Source organism: Variovorax sp. Soil_C_39 (assembly GCF_057656815.1).
In genome coordinates, this window is sequence record NZ_JBDGJQ010000003.1 from 690,968 (window position 1) to 713,426 (window position 22,459).

General features: G+C 66.1%; 22 protein-coding genes, 1 tRNA gene and 1 riboswitch. Of the genes, 13 read left to right on the top strand and 10 right to left on the bottom strand.

Annotated elements, in window-relative coordinates; translation table 11 throughout:
- Positions 1–24: 24 nt before the first annotated feature.
- Positions 25–195: riboswitch (FMN riboswitch) on the bottom strand.
- A 104-nt stretch (positions 196–299) separates the two neighbouring features.
- From AC3A6J_RS11340 to AC3A6J_RS11365, 6 genes are all read right to left on the bottom strand, one after another.
- Positions 300–1,394 (bottom strand): DNA glycosylase AlkZ-like family protein, encoded by a 1,095-nt coding sequence (locus tag AC3A6J_RS11340; RefSeq protein WP_487860023.1) that lies wholly within the window; start codon positions 1,392–1,394, stop codon positions 300–302.
- 56 nt (positions 1,395–1,450) lie between these two features.
- Entirely contained in the window at positions 1,451–2,329 is an 879-nt protein-coding gene (locus AC3A6J_RS11345; protein WP_487860024.1) for a sugar phosphate isomerase/epimerase family protein, read from the bottom strand.
- Positions 2,330–2,336: 7 nt separating this feature from the next.
- The gene (locus AC3A6J_RS11350) at positions 2,337–3,524 is read right to left on the bottom strand and encodes a dihydrodipicolinate synthase family protein (protein ID WP_487860025.1); all 1,188 of its coding nucleotides are present in this window, start codon (positions 3,522–3,524) and stop codon (positions 2,337–2,339) included.
- An 11-nt stretch (positions 3,525–3,535) separates the two neighbouring features.
- Complete coding sequence (locus AC3A6J_RS11355; RefSeq protein WP_487860026.1) at positions 3,536–4,699, bottom strand: Gfo/Idh/MocA family protein; 1,164 nt, start codon at positions 4,697–4,699, stop codon at positions 3,536–3,538.
- A gap of 61 nt (positions 4,700–4,760) precedes the next feature.
- On the bottom strand, positions 4,761–5,741 hold the full coding sequence (locus tag AC3A6J_RS11360) for a tripartite tricarboxylate transporter substrate binding protein (protein WP_487860027.1): 981 nt from the start codon (positions 5,739–5,741) through the stop codon (positions 4,761–4,763).
- A gap of 148 nt (positions 5,742–5,889) precedes the next feature.
- The gene (locus tag AC3A6J_RS11365; protein ID WP_487860028.1) at positions 5,890–6,546 is read right to left on the bottom strand and encodes a TetR/AcrR family transcriptional regulator; all 657 of its coding nucleotides are present in this window, start codon (positions 6,544–6,546) and stop codon (positions 5,890–5,892) included.
- A 95-nt stretch (positions 6,547–6,641) separates the two neighbouring features.
- Between AC3A6J_RS11365 and AC3A6J_RS11370 the strand changes: the two genes are divergently transcribed.
- On the top strand, positions 6,642–8,372 hold the full coding sequence (locus AC3A6J_RS11370; protein ID WP_487860029.1) for a thiamine pyrophosphate-binding protein: 1,731 nt from the start codon (positions 6,642–6,644) through the stop codon (positions 8,370–8,372).
- Here AC3A6J_RS11370 and AC3A6J_RS11375 read toward each other — a convergent pair.
- On the bottom strand, positions 8,332–8,631 hold the full coding sequence (locus AC3A6J_RS11375) for a hypothetical protein (protein WP_487860030.1): 300 nt from the start codon (positions 8,629–8,631) through the stop codon (positions 8,332–8,334). The genes AC3A6J_RS11370 and AC3A6J_RS11375 overlap by 41 nt on opposite strands.
- 136 nt (positions 8,632–8,767) lie before the next feature.
- Between AC3A6J_RS11375 and AC3A6J_RS11380 the strand changes: the two genes are divergently transcribed.
- Positions 8,768–9,541 (top strand): AraC family transcriptional regulator, encoded by a 774-nt coding sequence (locus AC3A6J_RS11380; protein ID WP_487860031.1) that lies wholly within the window; start codon positions 8,768–8,770, stop codon positions 9,539–9,541.
- A gap of 102 nt (positions 9,542–9,643) precedes the next feature.
- On the opposite strand, the gene AC3A6J_RS11385 is transcribed toward AC3A6J_RS11380, so the two are convergent.
- The gene (locus tag AC3A6J_RS11385; RefSeq protein ID WP_487860032.1) at positions 9,644–10,093 is read right to left on the bottom strand and encodes an SWIB/MDM2 domain-containing protein; all 450 of its coding nucleotides are present in this window, start codon (positions 10,091–10,093) and stop codon (positions 9,644–9,646) included.
- Positions 10,094–10,247: 154 nt separating this feature from the next.
- The gene (locus tag AC3A6J_RS11390; RefSeq protein ID WP_487860059.1) at positions 10,248–11,117 is read right to left on the bottom strand and encodes a DMT family transporter; all 870 of its coding nucleotides are present in this window, start codon (positions 11,115–11,117) and stop codon (positions 10,248–10,250) included.
- Positions 11,118–11,492: 375 nt separating this feature from the next.
- Between AC3A6J_RS11390 and aceA the strand changes: the two genes are divergently transcribed.
- From aceA to AC3A6J_RS11440, 10 genes are all read left to right on the top strand, one after another.
- On the top strand, positions 11,493–12,824 hold the full coding sequence (aceA, locus tag AC3A6J_RS11395) for an isocitrate lyase (RefSeq protein ID WP_487860033.1): 1,332 nt from the start codon (positions 11,493–11,495) through the stop codon (positions 12,822–12,824).
- A 284-nt stretch (positions 12,825–13,108) separates the two neighbouring features.
- Entirely contained in the window at positions 13,109–15,016 is a 1,908-nt protein-coding gene (gene thrS, locus AC3A6J_RS11400; RefSeq protein WP_487860034.1) for a threonine--tRNA ligase, read from the top strand.
- Between the two features lie 104 nt (positions 15,017–15,120).
- On the top strand, positions 15,121–15,732 hold the full coding sequence (gene infC / locus AC3A6J_RS11405) for a translation initiation factor IF-3 (protein ID WP_487860060.1): 612 nt from the start codon (positions 15,121–15,123) through the stop codon (positions 15,730–15,732).
- 167 nt (positions 15,733–15,899) lie between these two features.
- Positions 15,900–16,103: a 50S ribosomal protein L35 gene (gene rpmI / locus AC3A6J_RS11410; RefSeq protein ID WP_158720412.1), complete on the top strand. Its 204-nt coding sequence runs from the start codon at positions 15,900–15,902 to the stop codon at positions 16,101–16,103.
- Positions 16,104–16,129: 26 nt separating this feature from the next.
- On the top strand, positions 16,130–16,489 hold the full coding sequence (gene rplT / locus AC3A6J_RS11415; RefSeq protein WP_012747009.1) for a 50S ribosomal protein L20: 360 nt from the start codon (positions 16,130–16,132) through the stop codon (positions 16,487–16,489).
- Positions 16,490–16,603: 114 nt separating this feature from the next.
- Positions 16,604–17,680, top strand: a complete 1,077-nt coding sequence (gene pheS / locus AC3A6J_RS11420) for a phenylalanine--tRNA ligase subunit alpha (protein ID WP_487860035.1) — start codon at positions 16,604–16,606, stop codon at positions 17,678–17,680.
- Between the two features lie 49 nt (positions 17,681–17,729).
- Entirely contained in the window at positions 17,730–20,162 is a 2,433-nt protein-coding gene (pheT, locus tag AC3A6J_RS11425; RefSeq protein WP_487860036.1) for a phenylalanine--tRNA ligase subunit beta, read from the top strand.
- An 8-nt stretch (positions 20,163–20,170) separates the two neighbouring features.
- Entirely contained in the window at positions 20,171–20,545 is a 375-nt protein-coding gene (locus tag AC3A6J_RS11430; RefSeq protein WP_487860037.1) for an integration host factor subunit alpha, read from the top strand.
- A gap of 64 nt (positions 20,546–20,609) precedes the next feature.
- On the top strand, positions 20,610–21,089 hold the full coding sequence (locus tag AC3A6J_RS11435) for a MerR family transcriptional regulator (protein ID WP_487860038.1): 480 nt from the start codon (positions 20,610–20,612) through the stop codon (positions 21,087–21,089).
- 26 nt (positions 21,090–21,115) lie between these two features.
- A tRNA-Pro gene (locus tag AC3A6J_RS11440) sits at positions 21,116–21,192 on the top strand.
- A gap of 70 nt (positions 21,193–21,262) precedes the next feature.
- Here the strand turns inward: AC3A6J_RS11440 and AC3A6J_RS11445 are convergent.
- Positions 21,263–22,168 (bottom strand): LysR family transcriptional regulator, encoded by a 906-nt coding sequence (locus AC3A6J_RS11445; RefSeq protein ID WP_487860039.1) that lies wholly within the window; start codon positions 22,166–22,168, stop codon positions 21,263–21,265.
- 108 nt (positions 22,169–22,276) lie between these two features.
- On the opposite strand from AC3A6J_RS11445, the gene AC3A6J_RS11450 reads away from it, so the two are divergent.
- A complete protein-coding gene (locus tag AC3A6J_RS11450; RefSeq protein WP_487860040.1) occupies positions 22,277–22,402 on the top strand; it encodes a hypothetical protein in 126 nt (41 codons plus the stop codon).
- Positions 22,403–22,459: the final 57 nt, after the last annotated feature.

Consider the following 22,459-nt stretch of genomic DNA (forward strand, 5'->3'; position numbering starts at 1 on the left):
AAGCACGCGGGGCCGGCCCGCATTTCGCGCTCTCTTTCATCCGGACTGTGACCGTCGGCTTCGGAATCGCACCGAAATCTGCTGACCCCGCAGCCCTTGTCGGACTGCGGGCGCTCGCGGGCTCGTGCGGTCCTTCTTGCGAAGAGAACCGCCATGACCGCCGGTGGGGAATTTCGCCCCGCCCTGAGAACGCTGCCCCGGCTTGCACCGGAGCGGGGCCATTCTAGGCAGGACAGCGGCGGCATGCTGTCACCCACGAGCCAAAGCCCCTCGCCGGCCGAGGCGAGCGGATACGGCGCTCAGCGCCGAACTAGAAACTGCGCCATGCGTTCGAGCTCTTCCTCGAGCCCGCGGCGGAATGCCGCATCGCGTGGCGCCTTGCCGGCATAGCCCAAAGCGGGCTGCAGCCCGCCGGCGCCGGCCGCGACATTGGCCCAGCCGATCACGCGGTCGCCCCACAGCATCGGCAGCGCGTAATAGCCGAACTGCCGCTTCGGCGCGGGCATGTAGGCCTCGAACTTGTACGACCAACCCCAAAGCTGCTCGAAGCGGCGGCGGTCCCACACCACCGGGTCGAACGGGGCGAGCAGGCGCACCACGTCGTCGGGCGCGTGCCGCCGCGAGGCCGGGTTCTCGTCGGCGGGCCAGTACCAGGTGGTGCCGTCGATGCGGCAGCTGGCGAGCATATCCTCGCGTGCGATGCGCAGCGCGGCCTGGGTCTGCGCCGAAAGGTGCGGCGCGCCGTAGCCGAGCAGCCGCACGAGATACGTCAAGCTCGCCGCGGGCAGCGGTGCGTATTTGCGCACCACCAGTTCGATCAGTGCGGCGGCGCGCAGGGCGCGGCCCGCGGGGCTTTCGTCGGCGGGTGGATGGGCCACGGCCTCGTACACGCGCGTGCCGCTGTCGCGCCGCACCACACGCAACTGGCCGCGGTAGTGCAGGCCGTCGAGCAGCCGCGTCGTCGCATTGCTCGAGCCGCCCCAGTAGTTCTTCACGCTGCCGTGCGCAAAGTGCTGTTCGACTTCGCGCGGATGCACGGCCCCGCGCTCGCGCACGAAGGCGAGCACGTCGGCAGCCTTGCGGCGGGTGTCTTCGTCCCATGGCGTTCGGGCTTCGCGCGGATGCATCAGCGCCAGGTGCTCGCGCGGCAGAAAGCCGTAGTTGACGAGGCAGTCTTCCTCGACTGCCAGGCGGGTGTAGCGGCTTTCGAGGTCGCCCGCGCGGTAGTCCTTCACGCGGTGGCGCAGCGTGAGATCTTGTGCGCGCGCGGGTGCGCGGATCGGATCGGCCTGCACGAAGCCGAGCTGGCGGATCGCGGCCGGCAGCGTGGTCGGCCGGAAGAGGGTGCGCGCCACCGCGTAGCGGCGCAGGTCGTCGAGGGTCGGGTCAGCCATGCGCCGAATTGCAGCACAGGCGGCGCCGCGTTGCTTCGGCTGCCCGATCCTTGGGTCTACACCGCCGAACGGTGCCGCTCGATGCAGGTGTCGAGCGTCTCGGCGCCTGGGCGCTGCCACCAATCGAGGTTGGAGAAGATCTCGACTTCGCTGAAGCCCGCGAAGCCTGCGGCCTCGACCCAGCCGCGGATCTTCTTGAGCTCGACCACGCCGTCGCCCATCATGCCGCGGTCGGACAGCAGGTCGCGCGTCGGCGTGCGCCAGTCGCACACGTGGTAGGCCAGCAGGCGCTCGCGGCCGGCGCGGGCGATCTGCTGCTCGAGCTTCGGGTCCCACCACACGTGGTAGATGTCGAGCGCCACGCCGAGCATGCCGCTCTTGTCCGCGTCGAGTTCGTCGCAGATGTCGAGCGCATGTTCGAGCGTGTTGATGCAGGCGCGGTCGGCGGCCTGCATCGGGTGCAGGGGCTCAATCGCCAGCGGCATGCCGACCTCGCGCGCGTAGTCGAGCGACGCGGCAATGCCGTCGCGCACCTCGCTGCGGGCGCGCGCGATATCGGTGTAGGCCGCCTTGCCTTCGAGCGCGCCGGGCAGGGCGCCCACCACCAGCACGACGCAAGGGGCGTCGAGCGTCTTGGCTTCGTCGATGGCACGGCGGTTGTCGTCGAGCGCGGCCTTCAGGCCGGCCGCATCGGGTGCCGGGAAGAAGCCGCCGCGGCAGTAGCCCGACAGGCCGATGCCGTGCGCCTTCAGCTGCCTGGCCACCTTGTCGAGCCCGACCGCCGCCACCTGGTCGCGCCAGGGGCTGATCGCGCGGATGCCGCGCTCGGCGCACTGGTCGATGATGCGGTCCAGCGGCACCTCGGCGCCCGACTGCTTGCGCACCGTGGCGGTGTTGATCGACAGCCAGTCGTGGTTTTGCGAGAAATCGCGCATCGGCCGCTCAACTTTCCACGCCGTGCAGCGCCAGCAGCGTTTGCATGCGCTTCACCGCGAGTTCCGGCTGTTCGAGCAGGTTGGCCGCGTCCGCAAGACGGAACAGCTCGGCAAAGTGTTGCAGCGAGCGCGTGCTCTGCTGGCCGCCCACCATCGTGAAGTGCTTCTGGTGGCCGTTGAGCCAGGCCATGAACACCACGCCGGTCTTGTAGAAGCGCGTGGGCGCCGCGAAGATGTGGCGCGACAGCGGCACCGTGGGCCCGAGGATCGCGTGGAACTTCTCGGTGTTGCCTTGCGCGAGCGCACCGAGCGCGGCACTGGCCGCCGGCGCGATGGCGTCGAAGATGCCGAGCAGCGCGTCGCTCTGGCCATGCATGGGTTCGCTGCCGAAGCCGTCGCCGGCAATCAGCTCGGCGTAGTTGAAGTCGTCGCCGGTGTACATGCGCACGCCGGACGGCAGGCGCCGGCGCATCGCGATTTCCTTGTCCTTGTCGAGCAGCGAGATCTTGATGCCGTCGACCTTGTGCGGATGCGCCGCGATCACGGCGAGCGCCGTATCCATGGCCGCATCGACGTCGCTGCTGCCCCAGTAGCCTGCGAGCGCCGGATCGAACATGTCGCCGAGCCAGTGCAGCACCACGGGCTGCTTCGCCTGGCTGAGGATGCGGTCGTACACGCGTTCGTAGTCGGCCGGGCTCTTGGCAACGCGGGCGAGCGCGCGGCTCGCCATGACGATCAGCTTGCCGCCCAGCGCCTCGATCGCGGCCATCTGCTCCTCGTAGCCACGGATCACGTCGTCGACGCTCTTCACGTCGTCGATGTTCAGGTGGTCGGTGCCGCAGCCCGAGGCCACCAGCGCGCCCGGCACGTCCCTGGCCGCGTCGAGCGAGCGGCGGATCAGCTCGAGCGAGGTCGGCCAGTCGAGGCCCATGCCGCGCTGCGCCGTGTCCATGGCCTCGGCCACGCCCAGGCCGAGCGAGAACAGGTGGCGGCGGTAGGCGATCGTGGTGTCCCAGTCGACCGCGGACTGCAGCCACGGATCGATGGCCGCGAGCGGGTCGGCCACGACGTGGGCGGCCGAGTAGGCGATGCGGTTGAACTTGACGCCCGCGTCGGGCTTGACCGGTGCGGTGCCGCGCAGGGCGTAGGGCGCGAGCGCGCCGCTCGCGGTGGGAAGGGTCAGCGACAGTGCCATGGCGACGGGCCTCAGACCTTCAGCGCCGGCACGTCGACCCAGCGGCGGTCCTGCCACGATTCGAGCGCGGCCTCGACCAGCTGCACGCCCTTGGCGCCTTCGGGCAGCGTCCACTTGTAGGGCTCGTTCTCGACCACGTGGCGAATGAAGTGCTCCCACTGGATCTTGAAGCCGTTGTCGTAGGCCTGCGAATCGGGGATCTCCTGCCACTGGTCGAAGAAGTTCATCGTCTGCTTCTCGTCGGGGTTCCACACCGGGCGCGGCGTGGCCACGCGCGACTGGGCGCGGCAGCTCGACAGGCCCGCGACGGCCGAGCCGTCGGTGCCGTCGACGTGGAAGGTGACAAGGTCGTCGCGCCGCACGCGCGTGGCCCAGCTCATGTTGAGCTGCGCGATCACCGGCTCGCCGTTGTGGCCGGTGAGTTCGCAGGTGGCGTAGGCCGCGTCGTCGGCGGTGGCCTCGTAGGGCTTGCCGGCTTCGTCCCAGCGCGTCGGGATGTGGGTGGCACCGATGCACGAGACCGACTTCACTTCGCCGAACAGGTTGTCGAGCACATAGCGCCAGTGGCACATCATGTCGAGGATCATGCCGCCGCCGTCTTCCTTGCGGTAGTTCCAGCTCGGGCGCTGGATCGGCTGCAGGTCGCCCTCGAACACCCAGTAGCCGAACTCCAGGCGCACGCTGAGCATGCGGCCGAAGAAGCCCGCGCGGCGCAGCATGTCGAGCTTGCGCAGGCCGGGCAGGAAGAGCTTGTCCTGCACCGCGCCGTGCTTGAGGCCCGATTCCTGCGCGAGGCGCGCGACCTCGACGGCTTCGTTGAGGTTGGTGGCGATCGGCTTCTCGCAGTACACGTGCTTGCCGGCGCGGATCGCCTTGGCGAGCAGCGTCGGGCGCATCTGCGTGGTGCCGGCGTCGAAGAAGACGGTGTCTTCCTTGTTCTCGAGGGCCTTGTCCAGGTCGGTACCCCAGCGCGCGATACCGTGGGTCTTGGCGAGCGCTTCCATCTTCTCGGCGTTGCGGCCGATGAGGATCGGGTCGGGCATGACCTTGTCGCCATTGGAAAGCGTCACGCCGCCCTGGGCGCGGATTGCGCAGATGGAGCGGATCAAATGCTGGTTCATGCCCATGCGTCCGGTGACGCCGTGCATGATCAGTCCGAGTCGTTGTGTAGCCATGTCTTCAGCCGAAAAGGAGTTGGAGAGAGAAGAAAGAAGAAGGGAGACGGGCCGATGCGGCTCACTGCGGCGACAGGCCGGCGGCCTTGACGAGCGTCGCGTTGCTCTTGATCTCGTCCTTGATGTAGGCGTCGAACTGCTCGGGCTTGAGCGTCCAGGCGTCGGCGCCGAGCTTCAGGAAGCGTTCCTTGACCTCGGGCGAGGCGAGTGCCTTGGCCACCTCGTCGTGCAGGCGGTTGACGATGTCGCGCGGCGTCTTGGCGGGCGCCATCATGCCGATCCAGAAGTTGAATTCCGAGCCGGGCACGCCCGCTTCGGTGGTGGTCGGCACGTCGGGCAGGGCGGCGGAGCGCTTGGGCGAGCCCACGGCCAGCGCGAGCAACTGACCGTCCTTGATCTGGCCGATCACCGGCGCGATCGGCGAGAAGTAGTAGTCGACCCGGCCCGAGAGCACTTCGGTCACGGCCTCGGCCGAACCCTTGAACGGGATGTTGGTCGCGTCGATCTTCGCGGCCATCTTGAACTTCTCGGCATTCAGGTGGGTGGCGCTGCCCTGGCCTGCCGATGCGAAGTTGATGGTGCCGGGCTTGGCCTTGGCGGCCGCCACCAGCTCCTGCAGCGTCTTGATGCCCTTGGAAGGCGCGATGACCAGTGCGTTCGACAGCGACGAGATGGGCGACACCCCGGCGAAGTCGGCCACCGTGTCGAACGGCAGCTTTGCAAAGGTCGAGGGGCTGACCGTGTGCGACGACGAGTGGATCATGACCGTGTAGCCGTCGGGCGCGGCCGTGGCCACGGCCTGCTGGCCGATGGTGCCGCTGGCGCCGCCGCGGTTGTCCACCACCAGCGTCTGGCCCATGCTCTGGCCCATCTTGTCGGCGATGGCGCGCGCAATGATGTCGGTGGTGCTGCCGGCCGCGAACGGCACGATCACGCGGATCGGTTTGGTGGGATAGCCGTTTTGCGCCGACGCGAGGCCCGGCATCAGGGCGGCCATGCAGGTGAGCGTGGCCAGTGCGGTGGTGCGTGCGAGTTGCTTCATGGTTGTCTCCGTGCGGGCGAGCCGCTTGTCGTCGAAATCGATTAATTCACCAATGGGTGAATTGTGGATTCTAGAAAGCCCGCCGCACCAGCACAACCGCTGCGAATCCGTGAATACCCTTAAAGGCCCGCGAACGGGCGTGCGCCGCTCAGTGCAGCACGTACCCGAGCACCAGGTCGGTCATGTGCGAGAGGCGCTGCGCCATCGCCTTGGGCGCGCGCAGGTCGCGCCCGAACACCGCCGACAGCGTGTTGTTGTTCGATAGGTAGAAGTAGCAGAGCGAGGCGATCGAGATGTAGAGCTGCACCGGGTCGACGCCGGCGCGGAACAGGTTGTCGCGCTTGCCGCGCTCGAGCACCGTGTCGAGCAGTTGCACCAGCGGCGAGTTCATCTCCTGGATGCGTTCGGAGCGCTTCAGATGCGCAGCGCCATGCAGGTTCTCGCTGTTGAGCAGCGTGATGAACTCGGGATGCTCGAGGTAGTAATGCCAGGTGAACGAGACCAGCTGCCGGATGGCCTCGACGGGATCGATCTCGTCGAGATGCAGCTTCTGCTCGGCTTCGCGGATGTCGGCGTAGGTGCGCTCGAGCACCGCGAGGAACAGGTCGTCCTTGCTGCCGAAGTAGTAGTAGATGAGGCGCTTGTTGAGCCCCGCGCGCGCGGCGATGCTGTCCATGCGCGCGCCGGCCAGCCCGCGCTGGGCGAACTCGTCGCGTGCCGACGCAAGGATGGCGAGCTGCGACCGATCGGCGTCGCGCGAGCGCGGCTCGAGCGCTTCGGGCGGGGAATCCTTGGGGGCCTTCATGGCGCGAATTTAACCATTTGGTGAATTAACGCAAGGCAGCGAGAGAGGATGCACATAATTGCCGAGACATTGACTGCAACGAGGTTCGACTTCTCATGAGTACATCACAACCCGCGGGCCACCTGATCGTCGAGTGCCTGATCGCACAGGGCATGGAGATCGCATTCGGCGTGCCGGGCGAAAGCTTCCTCGCGGTGCTCGACGGCTTCCATGCCTTCGGCGACCGCGCCCGCTTCATCGTCAACCGCCAGGAGGGCGGTGCGGCCTTCATGGCCGAGGCGCACGGCAAGCTCACCGGACGGCCGGGCGTGTGCTTCGTCACGCGCGGCCCGGGTGCCACCAACGCCTCGATCGGCGTGCACAACGCGTTCCAGGATTCGACGCCGATGGTGCTGTTCGTCGGCGACGTGGGCAGCGACTTCCGCGACCGCGAGGCCTTCCAGGAGGTGGACTACGCGAGCTTCTTCGGCCCGAGCACCAAGGGCTTCGCCAAGCGCGTCGAGCGCATCGACGACGCCGACCGCATTCCCGAGTACGTGTCGCGTGCCTTCGCGACCGCGATGAACGGCCGCCCCGGCCCCGTGGTGCTGGTGCTGCCCGAGGACATGCTGCGCACGCACACCGCGGCACGGCCGCTGCCGCGCGTCGAGGCCGTGCAGCCGTGGAGCGACCCCGGCGCGCTGCGCAGCCTGCGCGAGCTGCTGCTGAAGTCCGAACGCCCGCTGGTGATCGCGGGCGGCGGCGGCTGGACGCCGCAGGCCGCGCAGGCGCTGCAGCGCTTTGCCGAGAACTGGCGCCTGCCCGTGGCCAACGCCTTCCGCTTTCAGGACACCTTCGACAACCACCATCCGCTCTATGCGGGCGACGTGGGCATCGCGATCAACCCCAAGCTGGCGCAGCGCGTGAAGGACAGCGACCTCGTCATTGCGATCGGTCCGCGCCTGGGCGAGATGACGACTGGCGGCTACACGCTGCTCGAAGCGCCCAAGGCGCGCCAGAAGCTGGTGCACATCCATGCCAGCGCCGAGGAGCTCAACCGCGTCTACCAGGCCGACCTGGCGATCAACGCCGGCATGAGCGCCGCCGCGCGCAGCCTCGAGGTGCTGAGCGCGCCACCGACGCTGCCCTGGGAAGCCTGGACCGCGCAGGCGCATGCCGACTACGAAGCCAACCTCGTGCCGCAGGCGCTCGCGGGCATGCCCGCCGATGCGCCGCGCGGGCCCGTCGACATGGCAGAGGTCGTGGCGCTGCTGCAGAAGCACCTGCCGGCCGATGCCGCCATCACCAACGGGGCAGGCAACTTCGCGAGCTGGGTGCACCGCTACTTCCGCTACCACGGCCTGGCCAAGGGCGCGAAGACGCAGCTGGCACCCACCAGCGGCGCGATGGGCTACGGCGTGCCGGCTGCCATCGCGGCCAACCTCGCGACCGGCCGCGTGGGCTTCACGATCGCGGGCGACGGCGATTTCCTCATGAACGGGCAGGAGCTCGCGACGGCGGCGCAGCACGGCGGCAAGACGATCATCGTGCTGCTCAACAACGGCATGTTCGGCACCATCCGCATGCACCAGGAGCGCGAGTACCCCGAGCGCACGAGCGGCACCGCGCTGCGCAATCCCGACTTCTGCGGCCTCGCGCGCGCTTACGGCTACGCGGCCGAGCGCGTGACCGAGACCGCGCAGTTCGAAGCCGCGCTGCTGCGTGCGCTGGCCGCCGACACCGGCACGCTGATCGAGATTCCGCTCGACCCCGAGGTGATCAGCACGCGAGGCACGCTGGGCACGATCACGCGCGCGGCAAGGCAGCAGCAACAGGCGCAGGGCTGAAGGCGGCGAGATGCTGCGCGACCTCTGCGCGCAGGATGGGCGAGCGCAGCTCGAACACCTCGAACAGGCCCAGTGCCTCGAGCGCGGGGATCAGCGCGACGAGGTCCTCGCGTGCGGTCTGGCGCTCCGCAACGGATGCGCCGGCGTCCTCCAGCACGCGCACGTTGGCGAGGAAGGCGCCGACCGAGCCCTTGCGCACGGTCCGGCCGCCGAGCAGGGCGAAATCGTGATCGTCGGGCAAGACATCCTGGGCTTTCATGGCAATTCCTTCGGGAAGACGGGGATAGGTGGATCGATGAGGATTCCGATGCTAGGCAGAACCCCTTCGGCGGGCTTGCGGCGCTGGGCCGATCGACATCGCGATCGGGCCATGCATCGATCCGCGCAGGGACGCGATGGCTGCTGATCCTTCCCCACCGCACCTGCACCTCTCGGTCGATGCCCATGACGCCGCGCGCGTGACCCACGCGCATGCGCATGCGCAGGGACAACTGTTCGCCTTGCGCGCCGGCCTGCTGCTGATCGAGACGCCGGCCGGCCGGTGGGTTCTGCCGCCCGGTTGGATCGGCTGGATCGCGCCGCGCTGCACGCATGCGGCGCACAGCCGTGGCGCGACGGCCGGCTGGAGCCTCTACCTCGATCCGGCACTGACCGGCGCGCTGCCGGCGCAGCCGCATGTGTTCGCATCGACGCCGCTGGTCCGCGAACTCGTGGCGCGGCTGCTTTCGCTGCCGCAGGAGCCCGACGCCGATCAGGCGCAGCGCCGGTTGCGGCTGGTGGCGGTGCTGCTCGATGAACTGGCCGCGAATGCGGGGGCTTCGCTGCACCTCCCGATGCCGCGCGACGCGCGCCTGCTCGCGATGGCCGCCGCCCTGGCCGAAGACCCGTCGCCGGACGACACGATCGCGCAATGGGCCGGGCACATCGGCATGGCGGCACGCACGCTCACGCGGCGCTTCGCGGCCGAGACCGGCTTGAGTTTCGCGCAGTGGCGCCAGCAGGCGCGGCTCTTCAAGGCGGTGCAGTTGCTGGGCGCTGGAGCGCCGGTGACCGCGGTGGCGCTCACAGTGGGCTACAGCTCGGTGAGCGCTTTCATCGAGACCTTCCGGCGGCATTTCGGCTGCACGCCTTCGCGCTTCCTTGCGCCGGCGGTGGACGCGATGCGCTGAGGCTTCGAGGAAGAAAAGCACGGACGAAAAAAAGCCGGCTTTCGCCGGCTTTCCTGATCGACCCGGGTGCCTGCGGCACGGAGGTCTTTCGGGGTGGTGCGCTTACTTGACGTGCTTGCCGATCAGCGCGGCCAGTTCGAACATCGACACTTGCGGCTTGCCGAAGATTTCCTTCAGCTTGGCGTCGGCGTTGATGTTGCGCTTGTTGGCCTTGTCCTGCAGGTTGTTCTTCTTGATGTAGTCCCACAGCTTGCTCACGACGGCGGTGCGCGGCAGCGGCGTGGAGCCGACCACGGCGGCGAGTGCCGGGCTGGGGGTCAGCGCCTTCATGAAGGCGGCATTGGGCGTGCGCTTCTTGGCGGGAGCGGCCTTCTTGGCAGGGGCCTTCTTCGCGGGAGCAGCAGCCTTCTTGGCAGGAGCAGCAGCCTTCTTCGCCGGTGCAGCAGCCTTCTTCGCAGGAGCAGCAGCCTTCTTGGCCGGAGCCGCCTTCTTTGCAGGTGCAGCCTTTTTAGCCGGAGCTTTCTTGGCCGGAGCCTTTTTTGCAGTTGCCATGGTTGATTTCCTTTTTTGGTTGAACGTTCACCAATGAAAGACTGGCGTCTCCAGTGGCACTGCGGATGCTAAAGGAGAAAAAACGCGTTTCCAAGGGAAAAAACGCTTTTTTCATTGGGAGTTGTTGTTTTTTCAGAGGGGCGTATGCGTCTCTTCAGCTCCGGCGTGCGGGCCACGTGGCGAGCACCACGCCGACGAGTGCAAGCGCGAACGCAACCAGCTGTGCCGCAGAGAGGTTCTCCCCGAGCGCCAGCACGCCCACGAATGCCGCACTCACGGGCAGCATCACGGTGAAGACGCCGGCCTGCGCAGCGGGCACGTTGCGCAGGCCCGTCATCCAGAGCCACACCGTCCAGATGCTCGCGGCGAGCGCATAGAGCACGAGCAGCGCCCACATCTCGATGCGCACGGCCGAGAAGTCGAAGTGCCATGCGAGCCACACGCCGAACGGCATCGACAACACGAAGCCCCAGAGGTTGATCAGCGACGAGATCCGCTTCGGGCCGAGCCGGCCCGTAAGCGACTTGCCGATCACCGCGTACGCGGCCTCGCAGAGCACCGCGCAGAAGACCAGCAGGTTGCCGAGCCAAGGCATCGCGGACGGCGCCGCGCCCCCAGGCGTTGCCGCGGGCGCATGCGCCGGCGTCAGCGCCAGCAGGCCGATGCCGAGCGCGGCGCAGCCGATGGCGAGTGCGATGCGCACCGTGATGCGCTCGCGCAAGAAGAGCCAGCTCGCCACCGCGACCGCAGCGGGGATCGACGCCATGATCACGCCGGCCGACACCGCGCTCGTCATGCTCACGCCGAACAGCATGCAGATCGAGAACAGGAAGTTGCCGAGGAACGACTCGAGGAACACGAGCCAGCGCGTGCGCCCGCTCATGGGAGGTTCGCCGGGCGCACGGCGCAGCCAGTGCGGCATCGCGAGCGCCGCGATGCCGAAGCGCAGCCACGCGAGCAGCAGCACCGGGAACGCGACGGTCAGGGGCTTGGAAAGTGCCACGTAGGCGCCGACGAGCGACATGCTCAGGGCCAGGCAGCCATAGGCCGCGAGGCGGCTCGAGGTGGGGGCGGTAGCGGTCAATGGGGGCTTGCTGAACAAGGAGCCGCCGATGATGCCCCAGCCGCTCGACACCCAGGGCCGCACGGCGCGTGTTCGAGGCCGCGCCATTTTTCACACTGAAAGATTGACTCCACAATGCGGAATGGGCACCTGCTGCGCTGCAATATTTTTTCTCAATATGAGAAAGACTATTTCATATAGAGGGATACGCGTCTAAGTTATTGATTTTGTTGATGCAAAAATATGTCTTCTATAAGACATAAGAGTGGTGCACAGGTTTAAAGTGGATGCCAAGGCCCCAGCGGCCGATGCCTTCAACAACCTCACGGAGTGACCATGCCCCAGACCCTTACCGAACAACTGAGCCGCGAACAGCAGATTGCCGCCCTCGAGAAAGACTGGGCCACCAACCCGCGCTGGAAGGGCATCAAGCGCAACTACAGCGCCGCCGACGTGGTCCGCCTGCGCGGCTCGCTGCCGATCGAGAACACGCTCGCGCGCCGCGGCGCCGAAAAGCTGTGGGACCTGATCAACGGCGGCGCCAAGAAGGGCTACGTCAACTCCTTCGGCGCCATCTCCGGTGGCCAGGCGCTGCAGCAGGCCAAGGCCGGCCTCGAAGCCGTCTACCTGTCGGGCTGGCAGGTGGCTGCCGACGGCAACACCTCGGAGACGATGTACCCCGACCAGTCGCTCTACGCTTACGACTCGGTGCCGGCCATGGTCCGCCGCATCAACAACACCTTCAAGCGCGCCGACGAAATCCAGTGGGGCCGTGGCCTGAATCCCGGCGACAAGGAGTTCATCGACTTCTTCCTGCCGATCGTGGCCGATGCGGAAGCCGGCTTCGGCGGCGTGCTCAACGCCTTCGAGCTGATGAAGAACATGATCGCCGCGGGCGCCGCCGGCGTGCACTTCGAAGACCAGTTGGCTGCGGTGAAGAAGTGCGGCCACATGGGCGGCAAGGTCCTGGTGCCGACGCATGAAGCCGTCGAGAAGCTGCAGGCCGCGCGTTTTGCCGCCGACGTGATGGGCGTGCCGACCATCGTGCTGGCCCGCACCGACGCCGAGGCCGCCAACCTGATCACCTCAGACCACGATGCCAACGACAAGCCTTTCCTCACCGGCGAGCGCACGCAAGAGGGCTTCTTCCGCGTCAGGAACGGGTCGGAGCAAGCCATCAGCCGCGGCCTGGCCTATGCCGAAGTGGCCGACCTCGTGTGGTGCGAAACCGGCACGCCGGACCTGGGCTTCGCGCGCGAGTTCGCCGATGCCATGCACGCCAAGTTCCCGGGCAAGCTGCTGAGCTACAACTGCTCGCCGTCGTTCAACTGGAAGAAGCACCTCGACGACAAGACCATCGCTTCGTTCCAGGACGAGCTTTCGGCGATGGGCTACAAGTACCAGTTCATCACGCTGGCCGGCATCCACAGCAACTGGTACAACACCTTCAAGTTCTCGCACGCCTATGCGCGCGGCGAAGGCATGAAGCACTACGTCGAAATGGTGCAGGAGCCGGAATTCGCGGCGCGCGAACTGGGCTACACCTTCGTGTCGCACCAGCAGGAAGTCGGCGCCGGCTACTTCGACGACGTCACCACGGTGGTGCAGGGCGGCGCGTCCAGCGTCAAGGCGCTGACCGGTTCGACCGAGGAAGAACAGTTCCACTGATCGGGCAGCTCTGTCCGCTCGAATGAAGCCCGGCCCGCGTGCCGGGCTTTTTTGCGTCTCTGCGGCTAGAATCTGCGCTTTCCTCCGTCACCAACAAGGGCGAGAAAGGCAATCTGGTTATGACACCGCGAACTACGGACACCGCACTGGTTGTCCGTCTCGAAGAAGGAAGCTTCGTCGAGACGGCCCGTTAGGCCGCGTGCGCTGGTTCTTCCAGCCAACCAGACCCCAGCAAAGCGCGGCCAACCCCCGCGCTTTTTGCTTTTTCTCAGCAGGTTTTTCACATGATCCAGATCACGCTTCCCGACAACTCGCGCCGCGAGTTTCCCGGCCCGGTTTCGGTGGCCGAAGTCGCCCAGTCCATCGGCCCGGGCCTTGCCAAGATGACGGTGGCCGGCAAGGTCGACGGCCGCCTCGTCGATGCCAGCGACGTCATCGACCACGACGCCAAGCTGCAGATCATCACGCCCAAGGACGACGAGGGCCTGGAGATCATCCGCCACTCGACGGCTCACCTGGTCGGCCATGCCGTGAAGCAGCTCTATCCGACGGCCAAGATGGTGATCGGCCCGGTGATCGAGGAAGGCTTCTACTACGACATCTCGTACGAGCGCCCCTTCACGCCCGAGGACATGGCGGCCATCGAGGCGCGCATGCGCGAGCTGATCGCGCAGGACTACGACGTCGTCAAGAAGATGACGCCGCGCGCCGAGGTGATCGAGGTCTTCAAGTCGCGCGGCGAAGACTACAAGCTGCGCCTCGTCGAAGACATGCCCGACGAGCAGGCCATGGGCCTGTACTACCACCAGGAATACGTCGACATGTGCCGCGGCCCTCACGTGCCGAACACGCGTTTCCTGAAGGTCTTCAAGCTCACGAAGCTGGCCGGCGCCTACTGGCGCGGCGACGCCAAGAACGAGCAGCTGCAGCGCATCTACGGCACGGCATGGGCCGACAAGAAGCAGCTCGACCAGTACATCCAGCGCATCGAGGAAGCCGAGAAGCGCGACCACCGCAAGCTCGGCAAGGAACTCGACCTGTTCCACATCGACGAAGTGGCGCCGGGCGTGGTGTTCTGGCACCCCAAGGGCTGGGCGATCTGGCAGCAGGTCGAGCAGTACATGCGCGCGATCTACCGCGACACGGGCTACTGGGAAGTGAAGGGCCCGCAGATCCTCGACAAGAGCCTGTGGGAGAAGACGGGCCACTGGCAGAACTACCGCGACAACATGTTCACGACGGAGTCGGAAAAGCGCGAATACGCGCTCAAGCCGATGAACTGCCCCGGCCATGTGCTGATCTTCAAGAGCGACCTGCGCAGCTACCGCGACCTGCCGCTGCGCTACGGCGAGTTCGGCCAGTGCCACCGCAACGAACCGAGCGGCGCGCTGCACGGCATCATGCGCGTGCGCGGCTTCACGCAGGACGACGGACACATCTTCTGCACGGAAGACCAGATCCTCGAAGAGTGCGTGGCCTACACGGCGCAGCTGCAGAAGGTGTACGCCGACTTCGGCTTCACGGACATTCTCTACAAAGTGGCGACGCGGCCCGACAACCGCGTCGGCTCGGACGAACTCTGGGACAAGGCCGAGCATGCCGTTATGGAGGCGCTGCGCCGCTCGGGCGTCGACTTCATCATCTCGCCCGGCGATGGCGCCTTCTATGGCCCCAAGATCGAGTACACGCTGAAGGACGCACTGGGCCGCCAATGGCAGTGCGGCACGATGCAGGTCGACTTCAACACGGCCGAGCGGCTGGGCGGCGAATACGTCACGGAATCGAGTGGCCGCGCCAACCCCGTTATGCTGCACCGCGCCATCGTCGGCAGCCTCGAACGCTTCATCGGCATGCTCATCGAGCATCACGCCGGCGCGCTGCCCGCATGGCTCGCGCCGGTGCAGGTGGCGGTGCTCAATATCAGCGAAGGGCAGGCCGATTACGCCAGCTCAGTGGCGAAAACGCTGCAGAATCAAGGGCTTAGGGTTCAGCTGGATCTGCACAACGAGAAGATTACGTATAAAATACGCAAGCATTCGTTGCAAAAGCTTCCCTATATCCTCGTCGTCGGCGACAAAGAGAAGGAAGCTGGTGCCGTCGCAGTGCGCGCCCGGGGCAATCAAGACCTCGGTGCAATGTCCCTCGAATCGTTCATGCAACGGCTCGTCCAGGATGTTGCTGACAAGCGTTGATTTGTCCGCGAGGCACCCCAAAGTGTGCTTTTCGAACCATTTTGCCGCTTGTCCGCGAGGGCTGACCCGGCGTCCGCTACAGATTTTGTAGCAATTTTTGAAGGATTCTGACCATCGCTACTGCATTTCGCGACCGCCGCCACCGCGAGGAACGCCAACACCGCCTGAACCGGGAAATCATGGCCCCGGAAGTCCGCCTTGTCGGCCCGGAAAACGAGCCAATGGGTGTCATGAGTCTCTCCGAGGCCTTGCGCCTTGCCGGTGAGGCCGATGTGGATCTGGTTGAGGTCGTCGCGGCGGCCAATCCGCCGGTCTGCCGCCTGATCGAGTACGGCAAGTTCAAGTACCACGAGCAGAAGAAGGCGGCCGAGGCGAAGTCGAAGCAGAAGGTCATCGAGGTCAAGGAAATCAAGTTCCGGCCCGGCACCGACGACGGCGACTACAACATCAAGATGCGCAACATCCGGCGCTTTCTTGAAGAGGGTGACAAGTGCAAGATCACGCTCCGCTTCCGCGGCCGCGAAATCACGCACCAGGAACTCGGTCTGGCCCTGCTGCAGCGCATTCGCGAAGAGCTGGGCGACACGATCGTCGTCGAGCAGTTTCCGAAGCTCGAGGGCCGGCAGATGATCATGATGATCGCACCGGGCCGCAAGAAGCCGGGCGCCAGCCCCAAGCCGGCTTCGTCGGAAACGCCGGCGCCCGCGTCGGCCTGAGCGAAACGCCCGCAAGGGCGTGACAGGGAAGGTTATCGAAGGGATTTCGCTGTTGCCGGCACTTCGCAAGAAGCGCAGGCAGCAGCGGGATGAAGAAGTGTCTCGGGGCCAACAAGTCCGTGGAGTATCCGCGGCGCCTCACGAGCACAAACTAAAGGAGCATTCACATGCCCAAAATGAAGACCAAGAGCAGCGCGAAAAAACGTTTCCGCGTTCGTCCCGGTGGCACCGTCAAGCGCGGTCAAGCCTTCAAGCGTCACATCCTGACCAAGAAGACCACCAAGAACAAGCGTCACCTGCGTGGTGCAACCGCAGTCCACGAGACCAACATGGTTTCGATGGCCGCGATGTTGCCCGGCATGGGCATTTGATCAACTGACGAACAAGGAGTAATCACATGCCTCGCGTCAAACGTGGTGTAACGGCTCGCGCCCGCCACAAAAAAGTTCTCGCACTCGCCAAGGGTTTCCGCGGTCGCCGCGGCAATGTCTTCCGCATCGCCAAACAGGCGGTAATGAAGGCAGGGCAATATGCCTACCGTGACCGCCGCACCAAGAAGCGCGTGTTCCGTCAACTGTGGATCGCGCGTATCAACGCCGCCTCGCGTGAACTGGGCCTGACCTACAGCCAGTTCGCCAACGGCATCCGCAAGGCCGGGATCGAGATCGACCGCAAGATGCTTGCGGACATCGCCGTGCACGACAAGGCCGCTTTTGCCGGCATCGTGGAGCAGGTCAAGGCCAAGCTGGCTGCTTGATTCTGCACAGCAGGGCGCTGCCTTCGGGCGGCTCCTGCGCCCACGGCTCAAGGGCTGGCGCTTGAAAAAGCTCCAGCTCTTTTTTATTTCCCCTCGAAATTTGTTGTTGATGCTATGAACGAGTTGGACTCCCTGGTCGCCACCGCAGGCGCCGCCTTTGCCCAGGCCAAGACGCCCGCCGAGCTCGAGAACGCCAAGGCGCAGTTCCTCGGCAAGTCGGGCCGCATCACCGAGCTGATGAAGGGCATGGCCGCGCTGAGCGTCGACGAGAAGAAGTCGCGCGGTGCCGCGATCAACGTGGCCAAGCAGGCCATCGAGTCCGCGCTGACCGAGCGCCGCCAGCAGCTGGCCGACGAAGAGCTTTCGCTGCAGCTGCGCGCCGAGGCGCTCGACGTGAGCCTGCCGGGGCGCCGCCGCACCGCCGGTGGCCTGCACCCGGTGAGCCGCACGCTCGAGCGCATCGAGGAGATCTTCTCGAGCATGGGCTTCGACGTGGCCGACGGCCCCGAAGTCGAGAGCGACTGGCACAGCTTCACCTCGCTCAACAACCCGCCGAACCATCCTGCGCGTTCGATGCAGGACACCTTCTATGTCGACCTGAACGGCGAAGACGGCATTCCGTACAACCTGCGTCCGCACACCAGCCCGATGCAGGTTCGCTATGCGCACCAGCACATCAAGAAGTACGCGGCCGAGTTCGAAGCCGCCGCGGCCGACAGCACCGGCACCGCCAAGGCGCCCGAGATCCGCGTCATCGCGCCGGGCCGCACCTACCGCGTCGACAGCGACGCCACGCACTCGCCCATGTTCCACCAGTGCGAAGGCCTCTGGCTCGGCGAGAACGTGAGCTTCAAGGACCTGAAGGTCGTCTTCACCGACTTCTGCCGTACCTTCTTCGAGCGCGACGACCTGGTGCTGCGCTTTCGCCCGAGCTTCTTCCCGTTCACCGAGCCCAGCGCCGAGATCGACATCCAGTTTGCGAGCGGCCCGCTGGCCGGGCGCTGGCTCGAGGTGGCGGGTTCGGGTCAGGTGCATCCGAACGTGGTGCGCAACATGGGGCTCGACCCCGAGCGCTACATCGGCTTTGCGTTCGGCATGGGGCCCGACCGGCTCACCATGCTGCGCTACGGCGTGAACGACCTGCGGCTCTTCTTCGACGGCGACTTGCGCTTCCTCTCGCAGTTCCAGTAAGCAAGCACCACGCTCCAGACACACACCTACCGAATACGAGATCGAAGAGATGCAATTCCCGGAATCCTGGCTGCGCGAGTTCTGCAATCCCCCGCTCGACAGCGCCGCACTGGCCGAAACGCTCACCATGGGCGGCCTCGAGGTCGAGGAGCGCCGCCCCGTGGCGCCGCCCTTCAGCCGCATCGTCGTCGGCGAGATCAAGGAAGCGGTGCAGCACCCCAACGCCGACCGGCTGCGAGTCTGCCAGGTCGACGCGGGGCAGGGCGCCTTGCTCAACATCGTCTGCGGCGCGCCCAATGCGCGCGTCGGCATCAAGGTGCCTTGCGCGCTCGTCGGCGCCGAGCTGCCGCCCGGTGAAGACGGCAAGCCCTTTCTCATCAAGCTCGGCAAGCTGCGCGGCGTCGAAAGCCAGGGCATGCTGTGCTCGGCGCGCGAGCTGCACCTGAGCGAAGACCACGGCGGCCTGCTCGAACTGGCCGCCGACGCGCCCGTGGGTGCCGACGTGCGCGAGGTGCTCAAGCTCGACGACGCGCTGCTCACGCTGAAGCTCACGCCCAACCTCGCGCACGGCCTCAGCGTGTATGGCGTGGCGCGTGAACTCGCGGCGCTCACCGGGGCACCACTCAAGACACCGGCCATCGCACCCGTGGCAACGTCGTTCGCCGACGTGCTGCCCGTGAAGGTCGAGGCGCCCGAACTCTGCGGCCGCTTCTCGGGCCGCATCGTGCGCGGCGTGAACACCCAGGTGGCCACGCCGGCGTGGATGGTCGAGCGGCTCGCGCGCTGCGGCCAGCGCAGCGTCACGCCGCTGGTCGACATCTCGAACTACGTCATGTTCGAGTACGGCCAGCCCAGCCACATCTTCGACCTCGACAAGATCCACGGCGGGCTCACCGTGCGCTGGGGCAAGGCGGGCGAGCAGCTCAAGCTGCTCAATGGCAACACCATCGGCGTCGACGACAAGGTCGGCGTGATTGCCGACGACCAGGCCGTCGAATCGCTCGCCGGCATCATGGGCGGCGATGCCACCGCCGTGTCCGACGACACGCGCAACATCTACATCGAGGCAGCCTTCTGGTGGCCCGAGGCGGTGCAGGGCCGTTCGCGCCGCTTCAATTTCTCGACCGATGCCGGCCACCGCTATGAACGCGGCGTCGATCCGAGCCGCACGGTGGAGATCATCGAGCGCATCACCCAGCTCGTCATCGAGATCTGCGGCGGCCAGGCCGGCGCCATGGACGACAAGATTTTGCGCGTGCCCGAAGCCATGCCCGTCACGCTGCGCGTGGCGCGTGCCGCGCGCGTCATCGGCATGCCGCTCACGCAGGCGCAATGCGCCGATGCGCTGCGCCGCCTCGGCTTTGCGCTGAGCGAAGGCGAGGGCACCCTGACCGTCACGCCGCCGCCGCACCGCTTCGACCTGCTGATCGAGGAAGACCTCATCGAAGAAGTGGCGCGCCTGATCGGCTTCAACAACCTGCCGACCACCGCGCCGCTCGCGCCCATCACCGCACGCGTGCGGCCCGAGGCGCAGCGCAGCCGCTTCGCGGTACGCCGCAGCTTGGCGGCGCTCGGCTACCAGGAAACCATCAACTTCAGCTTCGTCGAGGCGCACTGGGAGCAAGACCTTGCGGGCAATGCCAATCCCGTGAAGCTGCTCAACCCCATCGCCAGCCAGATGAGCGTCATGCGCTCGTCGCTCGTCGGCTCGCTGCTGCAAGTGCTCAAGTTCAACCTCGACCGCAAGGCGCCGCGCGTGCGCGTGTTCGAAGTCGGCCGCGTCTTTCTGCGCGACGACAGCGTGCTCACCACCGACGCCACCGTGCGCGGCATTCACCAGCCCATGCGCGTGGCGGGCCTTGCCTGGGGCGACGCCGAGGCATCGCGCTGGGACGGCAAGCCGCAGCGCGTCGACTTCTACGACGCGAAGGGCGACGTCGAAGCGCTGCTCGCACCGCGGGTGCCGAGCTTCGAGCCGGCCGAGCATCCTGCGCTGCACCCGGGGCGCTCCGCACGCGTGCTGCTCGACGGCAAGGCCATCGGCGTTGTCGGCGAGCTGCATCCGCGCTGGCGCCAGAAGTGTGATCTCGCTTCGGCCCCGATCGTGTTCGAGCTCGAGCTCGATGCCGTCACCGCGCGTCCTGTGCCGGTGGCGCGGCCGGTGCCCAGGAACCAGGCGGTCGAGCGCGACATTGCCGTGGTCGTGGCCGAGGCTGTCACGCACAATGCGCTGATGCAGGCCATCCAATCGGCGGCCGCCGCGCAGGGATTGCTGCGCGACGCCACGCTGTTCGACATCTATCGCCCACAGCCGGCGCGCGATGGCGCCGCGGGCGGCCTCGCGCAGGGAGAGAAGAGCATGGCGGTGCGCCTGAGCTTTCAGGACGACAGCGCCACGCTCACGGACGAGCAGGTCGAACCGGCCGTGCGCGCCATCGTCGAACAACTGGGCGCCCAGCTCGGCGCACGCCTCAGGGGGTGATGAAAAAAATGAACGCTGCGGAATTCACGCTCGAGGCCCTCGAGACGCCCGCGCTCACCAAGGCGCACCTGGCCGACCTGCTGTTCGAGCAGATCGGCCTCAACAAGCGCGAGTCGAAGGACATGGTCGAGGCCTTCTTCGACCTCATCGCCAACAGCCTCATCGAAGGTTCCGACGTCAAGATCTCGGGCTTCGGCAACTTCCAGATCCGCGTGAAGGCGCCGCGCCCGGGCCGCAATCCGCGCACCGGCGAAGCCATCCCGATCGGCGAGCGCCGCGTCGCGACCTTTCATGCGAGCGCCAAGCTCAAAGAGCAGATCCAGGGCAGCGCCGAGCAGCCGAGCGGCACCGCCGAGGTCGAGTGGAGCCTGGGCGCCGAATAGTGCTTGTTGCGGCGCGCGTGCGTAGAGTAATCTCTAAGGTTTGCTGCGCACGGTCTTGATTTCAATGGAGAAAACACTCCCGCCCATTCCCGTCAAACGCTACTTCACCATCGGTGAGGTCGGCGAGCTCTGCGGCGTCAAGCCGCACGTGCTTCGCTATTGGGAGCAAGAGTTCACGCAGCTGCGCCCCATGAAGCGGCGCGGCAACCGGCGCTACTACCAGCACCACGAGGTGCTCATGATCCGCCGCATCCGCGACCTGCTCTACGACCAGGGCTTCACGATCAGCGGCGCGCGCAACAAGCTGCAAGAACTCGTGCAGGGCGAGCGCGACCGCCGCAAGGCCGGCGTGGTGCCGCTCGAGGGCATGGAAGCTGTCGAGATCGATCACGAAGCCTTCGAAGCGGCCATCCACCAGGACGAAGAAGCCGAGGCCAGCGCAGTTGCTGCACCGCGTGCCGTGAACACTATCGATCCCACGCAGCTGATGCACCTGCGGCGCGAGCTTTTCGAAATTCGTGAACTGCTGTCCGTCGGACGCTGATTTCTGCCGGCTATAATCGCTGGCTTCGGTGTGTGGCGCAGCCTGGTAGCGCACTTGCATGGGGTGCAAGGGGTCGAAGGTTCGAATCCTTTCACACCGACCAACAAAACGTCCAAGGGCGTCCGGTTTCATCGACCGGACGCCCTTTTTCAATGGGGCTGTCGGCCCTTGGCTCAGGCGCGAACCAGATGCGCATCCAGCAGCCCCTCGAGCCAGCCCGTGAACGCCTTCACGCGCCGCGTCAGTTGGTGCCGGCTCGGATAGACCAGATGCACGGGCAGCGGCGACGGCCGCAACTGCGGCAAGAACTCGATCAGTTCGCCACGGTCGAGATGGTCTTGAACGTCGAACCGAGGGATCTGGATCATGCCGAGTCCCGCCAGCGCACAGGCGATGTAGATTTCGGCATTGTTTGCGCTGGCCGTGCTGGGCAATGATCGCGACATCGGCTTTCCATCTTCCAGCCATTCCCACGGCGCAGCGCGTCCGGACGACTGCGAGATGTAGTTGACGCAGGTGTGGCGCTCGAGATCGTGCGGGGAAAGCGGCAGCCCGCAGCGCGCGGCATACGCCGGGCTTGCACAGTTGATCAACTCGAAGGCGCCCAGCGGCGAAGCGACCAGGTTGGCGCTGTTGAGCGGTCCGACACGCAGTGCGCAATCCACCCCCGCCAACGCAAGATCGATCGCGCGATCCGTGGCCCCGAGCTCCACTTCGATGCCGGGAAACTCGGCGAACAGATGCGGGAGGGCCGGTGCCACGAAGCGCCTTGCGATCCGTGTAGGCATGTCGACGCGGATGCGACCCGTGATGCCTTGCAACCCGGGGCGAAACTGCTGTTGCAAGTCTTCCATGTCGGTGATCAGCGAGATCGCACGCTCCAGGAGCGCCTCGCCATCCTGCGTCAATGTGACGCGACGTGTCGTTCGATGCATGAGCCTCGTTCCGAGCCAGGCTTCGAGCTGCTGCACCGCCGTGGAGACGCCGCCGCGCGACATCCCGAGCTGGTCGGCCGCCTGGGAAAAGCTGCCTGAAGCAGCCACCCTCACGAAGATGCGCAGGTGGTGGACGCGGTCCATTGGTTGATTGATCTGTTTTCTTGAACGGTCATGATTCTAGAAGCCGCTTTATCCCGTATCGCTAGACAAATAGACTGTCCATTCGTTTGTTCAACCAAGGAGTTCTCCATGGCCAAAGACCTCAGCGGAAAAGTCGCAGTGATCGCCGGCGGCGGCAAGAACCTCGGCGCACTCATCGCACATGAATTCCAGCGTGTCGGAGCGAAGGGTTTCGTGAGCTGGCCCCTTGAATGACAGGACACGGTCTATCGCTTATCTTTAAAGATAGGAGTAGGACTGTGAGTACGACTA

Excerpts from the sequence above, each read along its gene's own strand:
- AC3A6J_RS11340 (WP_487860023.1), bottom strand. The coding sequence starts at position 1,394 with ATGGCTGACCCGACCCTCGACGACCTGCGCCGCTACGCGGTGGCGCGC.
- AC3A6J_RS11345 (WP_487860024.1), bottom strand. The coding sequence starts at position 2,329 with ATGCGCGATTTCTCGCAAAACCACGACTGGCTGTCGATCAACACCGCC.
- AC3A6J_RS11350 (WP_487860025.1), bottom strand. The coding sequence starts at position 3,524 with ATGGCACTGTCGCTGACCCTTCCCACCGCGAGCGGCGCGCTCGCGCCC.
- AC3A6J_RS11355 (WP_487860026.1), bottom strand. The coding sequence starts at position 4,699 with ATGGCTACACAACGACTCGGACTGATCATGCACGGCGTCACCGGACGC.
- AC3A6J_RS11360 (WP_487860027.1), bottom strand. The coding sequence starts at position 5,741 with ATGAAGCAACTCGCACGCACCACCGCACTGGCCACGCTCACCTGCATG.
- AC3A6J_RS11365 (WP_487860028.1), bottom strand. The coding sequence starts at position 6,546 with ATGAAGGCCCCCAAGGATTCCCCGCCCGAAGCGCTCGAGCCGCGCTCG.
- AC3A6J_RS11370 (WP_487860029.1), top strand. The coding sequence starts at position 6,642 with ATGAGTACATCACAACCCGCGGGCCACCTGATCGTCGAGTGCCTGATC.
- AC3A6J_RS11375 (WP_487860030.1), bottom strand. The coding sequence starts at position 8,631 with ATGAAAGCCCAGGATGTCTTGCCCGACGATCACGATTTCGCCCTGCTC.
- AC3A6J_RS11380 (WP_487860031.1), top strand. The coding sequence starts at position 8,768 with ATGGCTGCTGATCCTTCCCCACCGCACCTGCACCTCTCGGTCGATGCC.
- AC3A6J_RS11385 (WP_487860032.1), bottom strand. The coding sequence starts at position 10,093 with ATGGCAACTGCAAAAAAGGCTCCGGCCAAGAAAGCTCCGGCTAAAAAG.
- AC3A6J_RS11390 (WP_487860059.1), bottom strand. The coding sequence starts at position 11,117 with ATGTCGCTCGTCGGCGCCTACGTGGCACTTTCCAAGCCCCTGACCGTC.
- aceA (WP_487860033.1), top strand. The coding sequence starts at position 11,493 with ATGCCCCAGACCCTTACCGAACAACTGAGCCGCGAACAGCAGATTGCC.
- thrS (WP_487860034.1), top strand. The coding sequence starts at position 13,109 with ATGATCCAGATCACGCTTCCCGACAACTCGCGCCGCGAGTTTCCCGGC.
- rpmI (WP_158720412.1), top strand. The coding sequence starts at position 15,900 with ATGCCCAAAATGAAGACCAAGAGCAGCGCGAAAAAACGTTTCCGCGTT.
- rplT (WP_012747009.1), top strand. The coding sequence starts at position 16,130 with ATGCCTCGCGTCAAACGTGGTGTAACGGCTCGCGCCCGCCACAAAAAA.
- pheS (WP_487860035.1), top strand. The coding sequence starts at position 16,604 with ATGAACGAGTTGGACTCCCTGGTCGCCACCGCAGGCGCCGCCTTTGCC.
- pheT (WP_487860036.1), top strand. The coding sequence starts at position 17,730 with ATGCAATTCCCGGAATCCTGGCTGCGCGAGTTCTGCAATCCCCCGCTC.
- AC3A6J_RS11430 (WP_487860037.1), top strand. The coding sequence starts at position 20,171 with ATGAACGCTGCGGAATTCACGCTCGAGGCCCTCGAGACGCCCGCGCTC.
- AC3A6J_RS11435 (WP_487860038.1), top strand. The coding sequence starts at position 20,610 with ATGGAGAAAACACTCCCGCCCATTCCCGTCAAACGCTACTTCACCATC.
- AC3A6J_RS11445 (WP_487860039.1), bottom strand. The coding sequence starts at position 22,168 with ATGGACCGCGTCCACCACCTGCGCATCTTCGTGAGGGTGGCTGCTTCA.
- AC3A6J_RS11450 (WP_487860040.1), top strand. The coding sequence starts at position 22,277 with ATGGCCAAAGACCTCAGCGGAAAAGTCGCAGTGATCGCCGGCGGCGGC.